This is a genomic window from Paenibacillus jamilae (genome assembly GCF_050482105.1).
Lineage (GTDB): Bacteria > Bacillota > Bacilli > Paenibacillales > Paenibacillaceae > Paenibacillus > Paenibacillus jamilae_B.
Genome location: NZ_JBCNHI010000018.1, coordinates 405,976 through 422,195, shown reverse-complemented (window position 1 = coordinate 422,195; position 16,220 = coordinate 405,976). Strand labels below are relative to the sequence as shown.

Annotated in this window: 11 protein-coding genes; all 11 read right to left on the bottom strand. The window is 46.3% G+C overall.

The window, feature by feature from the left end:
* Positions 1–107 precede the first annotated feature (107 nt).
* Entirely contained in the window at positions 108–1,946 is a 1,839-nt protein-coding gene (locus ABEW32_RS17115; protein WP_430189670.1) for an ABC transporter ATP-binding protein, read from the bottom strand.
* Complete coding sequence (locus ABEW32_RS17110; protein WP_430189667.1) at positions 1,943–3,718, bottom strand: ABC transporter ATP-binding protein; 1,776 nt, start codon at positions 3,716–3,718, stop codon at positions 1,943–1,945. Before ABEW32_RS17110 ends, ABEW32_RS17115 begins: the two co-directional genes overlap by 4 nt.
* Positions 3,719–3,974: 256 nt before the next feature.
* Positions 3,975–7,643, bottom strand: coding sequence for a dynamin family protein (locus ABEW32_RS17105; protein WP_430189666.1), 3,669 nt, complete (start codon positions 7,641–7,643; stop codon positions 3,975–3,977).
* Positions 7,644–7,828: 185 nt separating this feature from the next.
* Positions 7,829–8,374, bottom strand: a complete 546-nt coding sequence (locus ABEW32_RS17100; protein WP_430189664.1) for a glutathione peroxidase — start codon at positions 8,372–8,374, stop codon at positions 7,829–7,831.
* 176 nt (positions 8,375–8,550) lie between these two features.
* Positions 8,551–8,823 (bottom strand): NAD/NADP transhydrogenase alpha subunit, encoded by a 273-nt coding sequence (locus ABEW32_RS17095; RefSeq protein WP_430189662.1) that lies wholly within the window; start codon positions 8,821–8,823, stop codon positions 8,551–8,553.
* Between the two features lie 66 nt (positions 8,824–8,889).
* Positions 8,890–9,564 carry an endonuclease III gene (nth, locus tag ABEW32_RS17090; RefSeq protein ID WP_025365090.1) on the bottom strand — a complete coding sequence of 225 codons (675 nt, stop codon included), beginning with the start codon at positions 9,562–9,564 and terminating at the stop codon, positions 8,890–8,892.
* 213 nt (positions 9,565–9,777) lie between these two features.
* Positions 9,778–10,428 (bottom strand): GerMN domain-containing protein, encoded by a 651-nt coding sequence (locus ABEW32_RS17085; protein ID WP_430189659.1) that lies wholly within the window; start codon positions 10,426–10,428, stop codon positions 9,778–9,780.
* A gap of 49 nt (positions 10,429–10,477) precedes the next feature.
* A complete protein-coding gene (locus ABEW32_RS17080) occupies positions 10,478–11,977 on the bottom strand; it encodes an N-acetylmuramoyl-L-alanine amidase family protein (RefSeq protein WP_430189656.1) in 1,500 nt (499 codons plus the stop codon).
* Positions 11,978–12,273: 296 nt separating this feature from the next.
* Positions 12,274–13,848, bottom strand: coding sequence for an N-acetylmuramoyl-L-alanine amidase family protein (locus tag ABEW32_RS17075; protein ID WP_430189654.1), 1,575 nt, complete (start codon positions 13,846–13,848; stop codon positions 12,274–12,276).
* Positions 13,849–14,078: 230 nt separating this feature from the next.
* Entirely contained in the window at positions 14,079–14,681 is a 603-nt protein-coding gene (gene leuD / locus ABEW32_RS17070; RefSeq protein ID WP_430189651.1) for a 3-isopropylmalate dehydratase small subunit, read from the bottom strand.
* A 21-nt stretch (positions 14,682–14,702) separates the two neighbouring features.
* A complete protein-coding gene (gene leuC, locus ABEW32_RS17065; RefSeq protein WP_430189649.1) occupies positions 14,703–16,127 on the bottom strand; it encodes a 3-isopropylmalate dehydratase large subunit in 1,425 nt (474 codons plus the stop codon).
* Positions 16,128–16,220 lie beyond the last annotated feature (93 nt).

The window sequence follows — 16,220 nt, the reverse complement described above, 5'->3', positions numbered from 1 at the left end:
GATATTGCTCTGATCTCTTTTCATCTTTATTTTCAGGGTTTAGCTCCAAGAATGCAATAGTGCTCGGCATTAAAATTTACAAAAAACGCGATTTTTTGATCTTTTTTTTACAAAAATCTGAACTGTGCTTCCACCAGCCCCCGATATATTCCATGTTTTTTCATCAATTGTTCATGATTACCACTTTCTTGGATTTCTCCATGGTCCAGTACAACGATATGATCAGCATTTCGGATGGTGGACAAGCGGTGAGCGACCATAAAAGAAGTTCTGCCTTTCAATAGCACCTGAAGAGCCTCCTGAATTTTCAACTCCGTTTCCGTATCAATGCTGGCTGTAGCCTCATCGAGGATCAGAATTCGTGGATTAGCCAGTAAGGCACGAGCAAAGGACAAGAGCTGGCGCTGGCCCATGGACAGCATCCCCCCACGCTCCTCTACCTCTGTCTCATAGCCATCTGGCAACTGAACAATGAATTCATGAGCATTGACCGCCTTCGCAGCCGCTTCAATTTCCTCATCTGTCGCATCCAAGCGGCCAAAACGGATATTATCCCGTATCGTCCCCGAAAAAATAAATGTGTCCTGAAGCACAATGCTAATCTGGCTGCGCAAACTCTCGACCGTGACATCACGCACATCATAACCGTCAATGGTAAGTCGCCCTGACGTAATGTCATAAAAACGGCTGAGCAAATTAATAATTGTACTTTTACCTGATCCAGTATGACCCACAAGCGCTATAGATTGACCTGCCTCGACAGATAAATTAATACCTTTTAGCGCCTGGCGTCCCTTTTCATATTCAAAAATGACTTTCTCGAATTGGATATCCCCCCGAATAGGCGGCAAGGCTTTTGCTCCAGGTTTGCTCGCAATATTCGGTTGTTCATCCATGAATTCAAAAATTCTTTCTGACGAAGCCATCGCGACCAGTAGCTGATTATACATTTGACCCAGCCGATTAATCGGCTCCCAAAAGTTCCCTACATAATTGGCGAATGCAACCAAAAGCCCTACCGTAAGCTGATCTGTCTGAATTAAATGTGCTCCAAACCAGAATAGCACCAGCGTACCTAATCCTCCGGTAATATCAATAAGTGGGCCAAAAACCTGATTCATGGCAGAAGCCTTATCCCACGACTTTTTGCTAGAGCTGTTCATATCGTCGAAATAAGCCATGTTTTCCTGCTCCTGCGTATATGCTTGTGTCACGCGAATTCCCTGAATGGATTCATTCAAATGTGAGTTGATCCGCGAGTTCTTCATCCGTACTTCTTGCCAAGCGCGACGGATGCGTACTCGCAGCTTGGTCGAGATCATAAACATGATCGGAACGGTCACGATGACCGCCAAACCAAGCTTCCAGTTAATAAGCAGCAAAATCACAATAATGCCGAGAAGCTGTACGCAGTCGATCAGAACATTCACTGCACCATTCGTAAATAGGTCTTGTAAAGAGTTGATGTCATTCGTCACGCGTACTAATACAGAACCTGCTGGTCTTTTATCAAAAAAGTTAAAGGAAAGCTTCTGGATATGCTTAAACAAGTCTTCACGCAAATCGTAAATAACCCGCTGACCAATAATATTGGTGAATTTAATACGGTACGTGCTGGCTGCCCATTGGATTAAATATAACAAGAGCACGGCACCCGTGATGAGCAACAATAACTTTACGCTAGGTAGTGCAGGCGATGCAGGAGCAATGGCCTTGTCAATGGCCAGACTGATCAAATATGGAACCGTCAGCTTAGTAATGGTGCCGAGAATCATCATGACCAAAAGAATTGGCAGAAGCTGACGGGCATAAGGTTTCATGTATGCTAGCAGACGTTTGAATTCTACCCAGTTAAACGGTTTGTCAATAACCTCATCATCTTGATAGACGAAACGCTCATTGGTTGGCTTTTTTAACGGTTTAGCTTGTTCTGCGGGGATATTCATGGTCCCACCTGCCCTTCGGATACACCGTCTGGAGTGTCCTCTATGTAATCGGCGTATTGAATATGATACACATCTTGATATGGACCTGGCGTAGCAATGAGCTGTTCATGCGTTCCGCGCTGGACAATGCGCCCTTCCTCAAGCACCACAATTTCATTGGCATGACGAAGCGAGGAGATTCGGTGAGCTATAATAAACGTTGTGCGTCCACGCATAACCTCTTGAAAACCGGACTGAATTTCATGCTCCGTCTCCATATCTACCGCACTGGTGGCATCATCCAGTACCAGAATTTTAGGATTTTTGAGTAGTGCACGCGCAATGGCGATCCGTTGTTTTTGCCCTCCAGACAGTCCCAATCCACGTTCACCAACGACAGTATCGTAGCCCAGCGGTAATTCAGTGATGAATTCATGTGCCTGAGCCAGCTTGGAAACGCGTATGATGTCATCCATACTGACATGACTTAATCCATATGCAATATTGTTGCGTATAGAGGATGAGAACAGAAATGTCTCCTGAAACACGGAAGAAATTTGAGCACGCAAATCGCGAATTTTCAAATGACGTATATCCGTCCCATCCAGCTTGATGCTTCCTGCATTCACATTATAGGCTCGCATAAGCAGTTGAATAATGGTCGACTTTCCGGAACCCGTTCCTCCCAAAATCCCAATGACCGACCCCGGTGGCGCATCTAAATTAATATCAACAACAGCAGGCAACTTATTTCCGTAGGCAAAGGTAACATGTTCAAACGTTACATGTCCCTTTACCTGATCGGCATTAAGTGTAAGTGCATTCGCTTCATCGGATACATCTATGGACTGATTCAGCAGTTCCAAAACCCTTTCACCGGAAGCCTTGGACTGCGTATAGTTATTGATATGAAAGCCAATGCTCCAAATGGGGCCGATAATATACCAAATTAAGCTAAAGAAGGCGACAAGCTCCCCCAAAGTCATTGACTTCTGGATCACAAGATATCCCCCCATACCTAAGAGAAGGACGACACTGACCGAAGCAATCAGTTCCATGGCAGGGAAAAATCGACTCCATAAGGAGGCAGCCTGAATTTGGTTGCTTTTGTACTGCTCATTACGTACGGAGAATTTTTCAACTTCATAGGACTCGCGAGCAAAAGATTTAACGGTCCGTACACCTGTTATATTTTCCTGTACCGCTGTTGTCAGGGCACTGAGAGCAATCCGCATTTCCTGAAAGGTGGGATGAATCCGAGATTCAAACTTGAATGTGACCAAAAGTAATAATGGCATGCTGATCATCGTAAAGAGGGTGAGCTGCCAATTAATATACAGCATCATGATAGAGCCGAATACGACCATCAGTAGCACATTGAGGAGTTGTGCAAAGCCGAACCCGATAAAGTTGCGGATCGCCTCCAAATCACCAGTCAGACGGGACATAAGATCCCCCGTTTTGGCAGTGTCATAATATCTGAAGGATAGAAATTGCAGCTTTTCGTAACAGGCATTGCGAAGTCGATATGCCAAATAGTTACCTAACCGTCCACCAAAAAAACCATGTAAAAATTGCATAAACCCTTTGATGATCACGACTCCCAGTACAGTCAAAGCCAGAACCGGAACTTTCTCGAAGTCACCGGGAATGATAGCGTTATCAATGAGCCGTTGGAGCAGGTTCGGATACACCAGTCCAAGGGCCGTCGCTATCGCAAGGCATAGAATGGAAAGAAATAGATAATGTCTCCTCTCACGAAAAAAAACTTGCAATTGCCTGAGCACTTCCATGTCAAGTCCCTCCATTAGTTGCACGACGTTGTTATATGGCTTAGTGAAGTTTACCATCCGTATTCCAAGGCGGCAAAGAGGATAACAGGCCGTTTTCAGGCAGGTTCGCAATTGGGAGGTGATTAGACAAAATAAATCGCTTTCTTATCATTGAATATGGCTATTTCCTCAGTTTTCCTGTCTTTTTGAAAAATGCTTAAAACACCGGATTGTCCCACAACCCGGTGTTCTGTCCTTACAGCAATCGTAAACATATTTAGATTGCTTCCAAACTAGCGAGCTGACCAGCAAGCTTTTCCCAAACCTGTGGCTCCTCACCGCCCTTAAGTGCGTGCTCCATGCCACGAATCGTCTCCAGCATTTGCTCTCGGAGCTGTTCTTTTTGCCATGATTGTTCCTCTTGCATCATAGCAACGTAAAAAGAAGACATTCGGTCTCGTTGCTGATCCACAGCTTCCCCGATTAGCTGGCGTAATATGGGCTCCAATCTAATTTGTAAATTCGCACGACCCGTCCCTTCGAAAAATAGCTTTGGATTTTTAAAGCTGTTCCAATAATCCTTCCACTGAACGGACTCCTGCAAGGAAATATCGCTCAGCTCAGGTACAGTCCATTCTCTAAATTCAGGAACTGTGCAATCTAGCCCATTCAACTGATGATTCATGTGTTCTACGCACTGTTGTATAGCTTTGCGCACCAAGGCTTGCCCCGTTTTTTCCAGTCTGAGTGTGGTTGCCAACAATTCCTGAGACAATTCCAGTTCGATCAATCGCATTAGCTCACGACCACAAGAGGCAAAGGCCAAACGAAGATCACCCACTCCTTCACGCAGAACAGATGGATGAAACGCTTCTGCCATAAATTCACCCGTCCGATAGGATAGTCTTTGACGAACATGATACAGCAGTTCATCATTTTCGTCTGACAACACAGATCCACCATTATTGTCAGTCAAACCAAGAAGCATATCCTCCAGTTCCCCACGGATGCGAGTTAGTTGCTCTAATCGGATCTCACGCTCTTCAGCGCTATACCGAGCATCAGCAGCATATTGTTCTATTCGGCTCCGCAACCGTCCCAGCTCCTGCATAGCAGATGCAATAGACAAACCCGCCAGCTCTTCGGCTGCAAATGCCGAAAAATCATTCTCAAACGCATCAAACCGTGAGGCTGAACGCAGCGAGGCTTCTCCCTGTTCGGCTGCTTCCAACGCCAACATGCTGGAAAGCGGATAAATACGAGGCTTGCGGATTCCGTTGGATTGAAGTTGTTCCTGTACATGCCGAGTCACAGAATGTAGTTCTTCTTCAGAAGAAGCCAAATCGGATGCGTTGACGATAAAAAATGTCTGATCCAGCGCCAATGTCTCCTTGACTCGGCCCAATTGATTCAAGAACTGCCGGTCCCCTTGTGTAAACGCATGGTTATAATATGTCACAAATACAAGGGCGTCTGCATGCTTCATATAATTAAAAGTTACACCCGTGTGCCGCGCATTCACAGAATCGGCACCTGGCGTATCTACTAGCACGATGCCCTGACGGGTCAAAGCGCAATCATAGTAAAGGTCGATATGCTCTACGAAGCATGATTTACGCTCGGATGCGACAAAATCCCGATACTGCTCTAAATTTACCTGAAGCTGTTGCCCTAGCAAGCTTTCAGCTTCTTCCCATCCAGCGGCAGCAGCTTTCAAAAAACTGTAATGAGGTCTTCCCGCAGGATGAATGCCTTCCGGTGATAGTGCATATACGGCTTCTTGCCAACCCACAGCCGCTGGCTCTCCCAATCCTAATAACCGAAATGAGTATTTAAGGTCTTCCCGCAATGCGTCCACTGATTTCATGTGGACGTCAGCCGTGGCATGGCGCTCATGACTTGTAGGCGCCATAATGCGGTTAATCGCCGCTGTCGTCGGATGCGGCGATACGGGTAGCACAGCTTCGCCTAGCAAAGCGTTGGCAAAGCTGGATTTACCAGCGCTAAACGCTCCGAATAGCGCCAGTGTAAACCGCCCTCCCTCCAGTGCGGCGGCACGCGCATGCAAATCCCGAACAGCCGCCTGCATGGCAGGGTACGGGCTTACCAATGCAGCGGCGGCCTTCAATCGTGCCGCTGCTGCATCCAGCCGCGTACGGCGCCCCCCGGCGGCAGGCTGCGCTGTCGTCGTGCCTGCTTGTGGCTGCTCCGATGCGTCGCGCAAGCTTGCGATGTCTGAACGGACGGCACCCGTTGATGTCGCAGCTAGCGAGGTAGCTGCGATCATATCAGGCGCAGGAGCAGGCGTGTCCGCATGGGGCAACCTGTCAGGCTTGGAGGCCTGTGGCAGCAGGCTACGCAGTAGGTCGGCGTGCGACGCTAAGGCTTGCATGCGAGTACTGTAGCGGCTTGCCGCGTCCGCCTGCGCTAGCAACGCAGTGCGTGCGTCCGCGAGAGCCTCACGGCGAGCTTCGGTCCGCACCGCAAGCTGGACCAGCAGGCGGTCTACCAAGGCCAACGCCTTGCGGCGGCAGTCAGCGGTCACCGCAGACCGTAGGTCCTTGCAATAATTCAGCGTATACTCTGGAGACAAAGCGTTTTCGTTTACAATCTGCTCTATCAGTTGCCGATCCATCACAGGGCGGATGTCGTCCAGTTCCTGATCCATCGCAGTGGTCCACAAACCTTGGCTATCTCCCCAAGACCTCAGTAACTCACGTACATGAGGCAACAGCTGACCCTCCACCTGGTCAGTCAACATCCCTGCCAACCGATCCAAACGACGCTCCTTCTCTCGCTCTGTCTTTCCTCCGGCAAACCATAGTCCTGCTTTAAAGCCCGGCTTGCGGCTCTCTAAATATTCGCCTGCCGCTTCACGTAGCTCCGCAGGCGTGAGGTGTGCGTGTTCTAAAAGATGATCCAGCTCTTGACGCAGCCGTTTGTGCTCCTGTTCCGGCAGCATCCTCCAGTGGTCATCTTCTTGCTGCAAGTTTTTCTGCTCTATGTCCAGGCGCAAAATAGCTTCTTCTCCACCCGCTTCTTTTAGCAGTGCATTCAATTCCTCTTCTTCAGCGGCCTGCACCGTCTCCACATGCTGTTCTACCAAATGGTGCATAGAGGATACCAAACTATAAGCCAAAAGCTCTGTTTTACGCTCCAGCAATTTTGGAATCAAGTGCATCAACTGTTCCCACTGGTTCCAAGGGTGAGTCTGCTCCTTTAAGGAAGTAAACAGGATGTCTGTGTAATGTACCTGCCAGGCATGAAAGCTGCTTTCCACCTCATTGCGATAATGTGTAAATGATAGCTCCCGCTCACGGTGCTTATCGATTTGATTGATGATCAAATATAAAGGCTTGCCCCAATCCGACAAACTTTTGGCAAAGGACAAATTGTTTTCAGATTGAACATGATTGTAATCCATCACATAAAAAACAACATCAGCCCAATGTAAAGCTGAATGTGTTGCCATCGCATGTCCGTGGTCTGTGGAATCTACACCGGGTGTATCCAGCAGCACTCCTCCGCCAGATATTATCGGAATATCCTCCCATACTGCAACTGATTCATAGGCTCCACCATTTTTACAATACTCAGCAAGCTTGGACAAGGAAGCTTTCACGATTTCCGGCTCTGGGTTTTCCGCCGATTTGGCCGGATGAATAAGCGCTCTCGAACGTCCATGACGGATGGACACTACATTAGCGCTTGTAGGCACCGGTCCAGACGGCAGCACGGTTTTACCGCACAGGCTGTTAATCAAGCTTGATTTACCTGCTGAAAAATGCCCACAAAAGGCAATGGTCAGCTCTTGAGCATGCGCTTTTTCCAGCAAATCTCCTACCGCCCTTGCTCCTGTTGCATCCCCCGCTTTACGCAAGATATCCTGTATCTGTTCTATCGTATTCAACCACTTTTCCTCATCTTCTGTAATCGTTTGCATCATAAGCTACAGTTTCACTCCTTGTTTCTTATCTGCACCAAATAGCTATATTGTAGCACTCCTAAGCCACTGTGAGAATCATCACATTAAAAAAACTAAAAAAGCGCTCCCTGCCTGTACCTGGCTTTAGGGAACGCTGTTCTTGCAAATGACAACATTAAGTTATTTTATAATGTCCAAGCAAATCATTACAGTAATGCTTCAATATATTCTTCCATATCCAGAGGGTCTGTTGTTGCTTCAAATCGTTTGATCACTTTCCCGCCCCGATCAATTAGAAATTTCGTGAAATTCCATTTGATCGAATCTCCTGGTAAGTATTCAGGATGACGCTCATGAATTAAAGGAATAAGTATTTTGGCAACTGAATGCGTCTCATCAAAGCCCTCAAAGGGCAACGACGAAGCAAGATATGTAAACAACGGATGAGCCTGCTCATCGCGTACATTCACCTTTTGGAACATGGGGAATGCGACACCATAATTCAGGGTACAAAATGTATGTACACTTTCATTGGAATCCGGCTCTTGATCGGCAAATTGATTGCACGGAAACCCGAGAATCATCAAACCTCTATCCTTATATTGATCATACAGACGCTGCAAATCCTGATATTGAAATGTAAACCCGCACTGGCTGGCTGTGTTTACGATCAACACTACTTTATCTTTATAATCACTAAGGGCGATTTCCTTGCCGTTCATCGCAATGGCTGAATAATCATAAATGCTCATTTAAGAAACTCCTCTGAAAATGTATATGAAGATTTCATATTTAAATATGCGAAATCGTCCATATCCAGCGTTTTATGATGGTCTTCAAGTTCGTGTAAATATGCGCCTTCGGGCTGGTTAGACCAGCCGAGCCGCCTACACCGGAACATGCACCGCATGTCGTCCGCTAATTGCACTTAATTCGTTGCAGCCTCAAGCACTGGCAGCAAAATTTCAAATACTTGACCATGCTGTAAAATCGTAATTCCACGGGATTTGTCTTTCATTACGACCACTTCTGGCTTCTGTGACATACGCTCCAGGTAATGTTCAGGTACATCACCAGAATGACTAACTGTGATTCCCTCTAGCTCGCGTTCTTCGTTTTCAGCAAACTCTGTTGTTACAATTTGCTCAAAAATATCAGAGAATGCTTCAAAATTGTCAGTATATACCGAAATGCACTTCATACTCTTCATCCTTTTCTACACATAAATGGTTAAACCCTCTATTACCTGTATAGGCCTATCGGGTCTTTAAGCTCTACGCTTCTTATCTTTTCTGATAAGAGACGTTTTCATACGTTTTTTGCCTTCCCTGCACACATCAAGCAATGGACATACCTGACATTGAGGGTTTTGAGCTTTGCAATGGTAGCGCCCGAAAAAAATGAGCCTATGATGGGTCACAGACCATTCATCCCTAGGTACCCTTTTCATCAGCTTTTTTTCCACCTCAAGCACTGAATCATCCCAACCTGCAAAGCCGAGCCGTTTGGAAACGCGCTCTACATGCGTATCTACCGCAATAGCTGGTACATCAAAAGCAGTAGATACTACGACATTAGCCGTCTTGCGGCCAACACCGGGTAGCTTGACCAGTTGATCATGCTCCGAAGGTATCTCTCCCCCGTACTGGTCTATTAAAATACGGCAGAGATTATGGATATGCTTGGCCTTGTTTCGATACAAGCCGATTCTACGAATATCCTGCTCTAGTTCCTCAAGAGGAACTGCCAGATAATCTTCAGGTGACTTGTATTTTTGAAACAGGTCTGCCGTTACTTTATTGACCATCTGATCGGAGCATTGAGCAGACAATAACACGGCAATCGTTAATTCAAAAGCATTGTCATGGTTCAGCTCGCAATGGGCATCCGGAAACATCGTACCGATGGTGTCCAATATATGACGTGCGGTTGCTGCATTCACGGAAATCCTACCTCCTAGCAAAAAAAACGTCTTGATACGGGATAGCCCGCATCAAGACGGTCACTCTAAATAATCATCCGGAAAGAAACGAATACTATTTGTGCATGACTGCCTGCATAGGCGAGAAATACACTCCTATATTATCATTATCTGTCACAGATTGCACGTGAAAAGTGTGTAAATTCCCAAGAAATTTTCATACAGCCTGATCGGTTAGCGGCTCATTGGATGCTCCAAATCTACATGGCCCATTAAGGACTCCAGAGATTGACCATCTACAAGCAAATCCAACGTTTTGACTTCCTTGAATTGGAACATGGTTTGCTTCAAGGCATCGATAGCCAATTCTTCGCCGCCAGCTCCCAATCGAGCCTCATCCGGCAGGGAAATATCAAAAGTCAATGCACCGTTATCCAATTTGATCTTATGCACATTAATTTTCTCGGACCACAATGGAATGAGAGCAGAATTACCACTTTTTTGTAGAGCTTCAAACGCTTTTTGGAATTTTTCCAGCTCGCTTGGGTAAGTAATTTCCCTTTTCTGTTCTTTCAAGCCGTTCTCTTGTGTATCCGTGTAGTATACTGTGATCTGCTGTGTTTGTTGATCTCCTGATTTTTCCGTCTCCGTCTTGGTCTTTGTAGGCTCCGTCGACGGAGAAGCAGGTGTTTGACTCGCTCCGTTATTTTCAGCAGACTGAGCTGATGGATCAGGGGTCGTCTGGTCAGGTGTACTATTTTGTGCAGCTGAAGTTTGTGTTTCCTGAGATGGAGTCGCAGGAGCCGATGTTTGCTTAGAGGCACACCCTGCACCTGCAATGGCAAACAGCGCCAGCAGACCTGCAATTACAATTTTCTTGTTCATATGTCTGTCCCCCTCCTTGCTTGACGTTGGCAAGCGATTTGTTGAAGATTTATTTTACCCCGAGATACGCTGTGATTCCATCTGCAATCCCTTGAGCTACCCGGTTTTGAAAATCTTCATCAAACAGTGTTGCTTCCTCTTTGGCATTACTCAGATACCCTACTTCAAGCAAAACAGCCGGCATGGTCGTTTCCCGAATCACATGGAAATTGCCATAACGAATGCCTCGGTCCGTCAGACCTGTCGCAGGAGCAAAGTACTTATGCATAACGTCGGCGAACGCTTTGCTTGCACTACGCTGGTAATACGTCTCTGTACCGTTGGAAGCTGAGCTGCCGCTGCTGTTAGCATGAATGGATACAAATACGTTAGCTTTGAGATTTTCAGCCACTTTTACACGCTGTTTAAGCTCTAAAAATGTATCATCGCTACGTGTCAACACAACCTCAATATTCGGGTTCTGCTTTAATATGCTTTCTACTTTCAGAGCCATCGCCAAGTTGAAAGTCTTTTCATAATTTTTTCTCGAAGCACCAACTGCTCCGGAATCTTTTGCTCCATGTCCAGCATCAATAACAACGATCTTTTTACCATTGCTGTTCACTGGAGATGTCTGCGTATCATCCGGCTGTGAACCATCCGGTAACGTTGCATCTGGCGTTGTATTCACCGAATCCTTGGAAGCCAGATCGACGATAACACGATTTGATCCATCATTATACGCGGTAAAATTCATGGCATGTTTCAAATCAATAACAACACGCACCGTTGATGGTTCTTTTTGAAATAAAGCATAACGGATCCCGGACACATCCGCTTCATTTTCAATGTCCAACGAGCCGTTTAAGTTGCTATCCAGCTTTTGCTGGTCTCCAAAATTATCAGCAAACGCAGTCGCTGGCAAATCCACCACTACCCGATCGGGGCCTGTCATCGTAAACGCTTTCGGCTTGACGGCACTTGCTGTTGTGATGGTTAAGCGGTTTTGACTGAAACTAACTCCCTGCACCTCCGTCACACCTGAACTCGCATTATTGGTTGGCGCAGTTACACTGCCTGTACCTGTACTGCTATTTCCGGACTTGGGAGGTGTAAATTCCCCGTTTCCAGACCCGCTACTGCGGGTATATAATTTTACGGACTTGGAGCTACTGTCCCATTTTACGTCCAGTCCCATTTGCTCGCCGATAAAGCGAAGCGGTACAAGGGCATAATCAGAACGCAGCAGAGGCGAAGCATCCAGACTAATATCGCTTCCATTGACAGTCGCCGTCTTACTTCCGATTATCATTCGGATCGAGGTACTGTCCTTCTCAATCGTTATGGTTCGCGCCTGCTGCTTCCATGTCACGTCATATCCCAAATTTTCAGAAATTACGCGTAGCGGAACCATAGTGCTTCCGCCAATGACTTGTGTCTTAGCCCCACTAGGGACACTTAATTGTTGATCGTCGAGATAGATTGGTGTCCCACTCGAAGCCGCATGTCCATAACCCGGAACCGCCCACATGAAGACAAATAATAACAACAAAAAACCAAATTTCTTCATTCGTCACCCTTCCATTCATAATTTTTTTGCCACATGCTCCGGTGCGGCGACCTGATATACGCGCTTATGTAATATCAGACAACCTTATAGACGTTATCTCACACCAAAAGTTGCGAATATATTCCATCATAACAGAAATATACGTGCCTAAGAACTATTTTTGTCGAATTTTGACTAAAAATATAGACCATTCGCTTTCCGTCAAAAGTCACTGCCAAAATTAAAAAAAAGCTACTTTTCACCCCCATGAATTTTCATCAAAAGGTGAAAAAGTAGCTTTTCTATTGTAAGCATTTTTAGTTGAGCGATTCAGTTATTCCTGTGCCTGTTCCAAGGTACTCCTTCAGGCCATCGACAATACCTTCGGCAATCTTCTGCTGTGTTTCTTCTGTGAACATGGCTGCTTCGTTGGAAGGATTACTAAGGTAGCCGCATTCCAGTAATACAGCGGGCATTTGTGATTTTCTTGTCACCACATGGTTTGCCACCTTAATACCGTTATCCTTAAACTCGGTTGCTGCTACAAGATGCTTGTGCATAATCGTGGCCAGGCTCAAACTTTCCTGACGTGCATAATAGGTTTCCGACCCATTTGCTTTTCCGTTATTGGAAGTAGGCATGCTGTTACCATGAATAGAAACAAACACGCTAGCCTGCTGATTGTTAGCGAGCTGTGGTCGTTCATCTAGCGTGGGATACGTATCTCCATTGCGAGTCAAAACAATTTGAATATCAGGATCATTTTGGGCAAGCTGCTGAACCTTTAACGCTACCGCCAATGTAAATTCCTTCTCATGTCGTCCAGTCACACTGCCTGCTCCAGGGTCCTTACCACCATGTCCTGGATCAATTACGACGATTCGCCGGCCATCGACATTCGTTGGTGCTACCATCTCCGGATTCGCACTCCGTTCACGCAACTGAAGGGTGATATCGCCTATCCCGTTTGTAGAAAGATCGTAATCACGCACCTGATTCAAGGCAATAACGATACGTGCGCCCCCCTTTGTTCCATCCGCAGGAGCAAATCTGATTTCCTGTACATCCCCACTGTCGCTATTCGTCAATGCTCGTGTGCCATCCTTGCGAACTGGGAAGGACAGAAGAAGATCAGTTGACAGTGTAGCCTCCGGTAAATCAACAACTATCCGGTCAGGTCCCGTCATTTTGGTTACTTTAGGAGTTATGTCTTTGTTCAGAGAAATCTTTAGCGTTTCACCCTCAAAAGCAATGTTTTGTACAAGCAACGCATTTGTCGTAGTTTGTTCTGCATTCTGCTCCTTGGATGTTGGGGATGCAGCTTCCGTATGCTTGTCTGCTTCAACTGGAGTTATTGTCGCCGCTGTGGCTGTAGACGTTTTATGTGTGCTTTTTGTACTCTGTGTTGGCGTTTGCGACGATTGTTGGGACTGAGGCTGTTTATCCGCTTGTTGAGTTGTAGCCTTTTGAATTAGATTTACAGATTTATTTTGATTATTCCAATCTACTTTTAACCCCATTTGCTCCCCGACAAAACGCAATGGAACCATGGTCGAACTGCCCCGCAGTACCGGTGGTGCATCCAAACTAACGGTTTTTCCGTTCACATCAGCCGATGTACGGCCTACATACATAGACATATCGGTACTATTTTTTTGAATTGAAATTTTATAGGCTTGTGGTTCCCACTTAAACTGATATCCAAGCTGCTCGCCAACCACCCTGAGCGGTACCATAACTTTACCATTGACCATTTCAGGCTTGGCATCTGCAGGCGCTTCCACCCTTTTGCCATCCAAAAACAATTCTGCTCCAGCCGCATTTGCATGGGGGGAGGACGGCCACAACCAAATCATAATAGCCGCTAGTATCACCCAACCATATTTCTTCATCCTCATTCCCCTAACTTATATATGTATTTTTTATGCTACTCACCGACATATTGCTTCAACCATTTTACATTTACAATACCATGCTGAGTCGAACCGTCAACCCCTTATTTACCAATTTATTTTCTAAACATATAAAAGCCCGCAGGCAAAAGAGCTGCCAGTACGGGCTATCTGTCTATCCAATAAATTCAATATCATTCATCAAATTAAAATTGGGCTGGAAATGAACATTATGCGCCTTGTTTCGCAGCACGTTTTTGTTCATAAGCCAGAATTTCAGACTCATGCTGGAGTGTCAAGCCAATATCATCCAAGCCTTGCAGCAGGAATTGACGACGATGTTCATCCAGATCAAATTCAATACGCAGACCGTAATCGTCAGTGATCGTTTTTTCATTCAGGTCTACGTTTAATTGGTAATTCTCATACTTCGCTGTGCGCTGGAACAATTCCTCTACTTGCTCTTCAGACAGCTTGATCGGCAAAATACCGTTCTTAAAACAGTTATTATAGAAGATATCCGCAAAAGAAGGTGCAATTACACAACGGTACCCGTAGTCCATAATTGCCCACGGCGCATGCTCACGGGAGGAGCCACAGCCAAAGTTAGCGCGAGAAATCAGCACAGACGCCCCTGCATAACGAGGCTTGTTCGGTTCAAACTCAGGATTAATATTACCCGCCTCATCAAACCGCCACTCGTAGAACAAAAACTGTCCAAAGCCTGTACGCTCGATTCGTTTCAAAAATTGCTTAGGAATAATAGCGTCCGTATCCACGTTCACCCGATCTACAGGCGCTACAATTCCTTTTAAAGTTGTGAAAGCTTCCATCGTAAATTCCTCCCCCGTATCCTAGCGGACTACTTCTTCCTGCTTGAATTTCCAATCCCGTACGTCAACAAAATGTCCATGAATCGCCGCAGCGGCTGCCATTGCCGGAGATACAAGGTGAGTACGTCCTCCGCGTCCCTGACGACCTTCAAAGTTGCGATTAGAAGTTGACGCACAACGCTGTCCCGGTTGAAGTACATCTGGATTCATCGCAAGACACATACTGCAACCCGCTTCGCGCCACTCAAATCCTGCTTCTTGAAAAATGACGTCCAGTCCTTCTTCTTCAGCCTGAATTTTCACACGACCCGAACCTGGTACGACGATTGCCGTCACTTTGTCAGAGACCTTGTAGCCCTTGGCTACTTCGGCCGCAGCGCGCAAATCTTCAATCCGACCGTTGGTACAGGAGCCGATAAACACATAGTCAATCGCAATATCCGTGATCGGTGTACCTGGCTTCAAATCCATATATTCAAGCGCTTTTTCAGCTGCTTTACGTTCGTTTTCTGTCGGCAATTCTGCCGGAATCGGTACAGTTGAGGAAATATCTGTTCCCATCCCCGGACTGGTGCCCCAGGTTACTTGCGGTATCAAAGCATCTACGTCAAACTCCAGCACAACATCAAACTCAGCGCCTTCATCGGTGACAAGCTCTTTCCATTCAGCAACTGCTTGCTCGAAAGCATCACCTTGGGCTACATGTTGACGTCCACGCAAGTAGTTGAAAGTCGTTTCGTCCGGTGCAATCATACCTGCTCTGGCTCCGCCTTCAATGGACATGTTACACACTGTCATGCGCTCTTCCATGCTCAACTCGCGGATGGACTCACCCGTGTACTCAATAACATATCCTGTAGCAAAATCTGTACCGTATTTGGCGATGACACCCAAAATCATGTCCTTGGCCGTCACACCAGGTTTGCGACGCCCTACAAAACGAACTTCCATCGTTTTTGCTTTTGCTTGCTGGAGACATTGCGTTGCCAATACGTGCTCTACCTCACTGGTTCCGATACCAAAAGCGAGTGCTCCGAACGCCCCGTGTGTGGAGGTGTGGCTATCACCACAAACAATCGTTTTTCCCGGATGAGTTAGACCCAGTTCAGGCCCCATAACGTGAACGACACCTTGATCCACCGTATCCAGATCATATAGTGTGACACCGAAATCGCGGCAATTTTGAGTTAATGTATCAATCTGCTGCTTGGAAATCGGGTCCGTAATGTTGTAACGATCTTTTGTCGGTACGTTATGATCCATTGTGGCAAACGTGAGCTCTGGACGGCGTACCTTGCGCCCGCTAAGACGTAGTCCCTCAAACGCCTGCGGCGAAGTTACCTCATGTACAAGGTGAAGATCAATGTACAAAATACTCGGCTTGCCCACTTCCTGATAGATGACATGGTTATCCCAAATTTTCTCGAACATGGTCTTTTTACTCATCAATATTCACCCCTGTGTTTTTCGAACCTAGTGGAGAGAAGCTGTACGGATCTCTCTTGGATGTCAACAATATACCACGGCGTGTCTGATTGG

Excerpts from the sequence above, each read along its gene's own strand:
- ABEW32_RS17115 (WP_430189670.1), bottom strand. The coding sequence starts at position 1,946 with ATGAATATCCCCGCAGAACAAGCTAAACCGTTAAAAAAGCCAACCAAT.
- ABEW32_RS17110 (WP_430189667.1), bottom strand. The coding sequence starts at position 3,718 with ATGGAAGTGCTCAGGCAATTGCAAGTTTTTTTTCGTGAGAGGAGACAT.
- ABEW32_RS17105 (WP_430189666.1), bottom strand. The coding sequence starts at position 7,643 with ATGATGCAAACGATTACAGAAGATGAGGAAAAGTGGTTGAATACGATA.
- ABEW32_RS17100 (WP_430189664.1), bottom strand. The coding sequence starts at position 8,374 with ATGAGCATTTATGATTATTCAGCCATTGCGATGAACGGCAAGGAAATC.
- ABEW32_RS17095 (WP_430189662.1), bottom strand. The coding sequence starts at position 8,823 with ATGAAGTGCATTTCGGTATATACTGACAATTTTGAAGCATTCTCTGAT.
- ABEW32_RS17085 (WP_430189659.1), bottom strand. The coding sequence starts at position 10,428 with ATGAACAAGAAAATTGTAATTGCAGGTCTGCTGGCGCTGTTTGCCATT.
- ABEW32_RS17080 (WP_430189656.1), bottom strand. The coding sequence starts at position 11,977 with ATGAAGAAATTTGGTTTTTTGTTGTTATTATTTGTCTTCATGTGGGCG.
- ABEW32_RS17075 (WP_430189654.1), bottom strand. The coding sequence starts at position 13,848 with ATGAAGAAATATGGTTGGGTGATACTAGCGGCTATTATGATTTGGTTG.
- leuD (WP_430189651.1), bottom strand. The coding sequence starts at position 14,681 with ATGGAAGCTTTCACAACTTTAAAAGGAATTGTAGCGCCTGTAGATCGG.
- leuC (WP_430189649.1), bottom strand. The coding sequence starts at position 16,127 with ATGAGTAAAAAGACCATGTTCGAGAAAATTTGGGATAACCATGTCATC.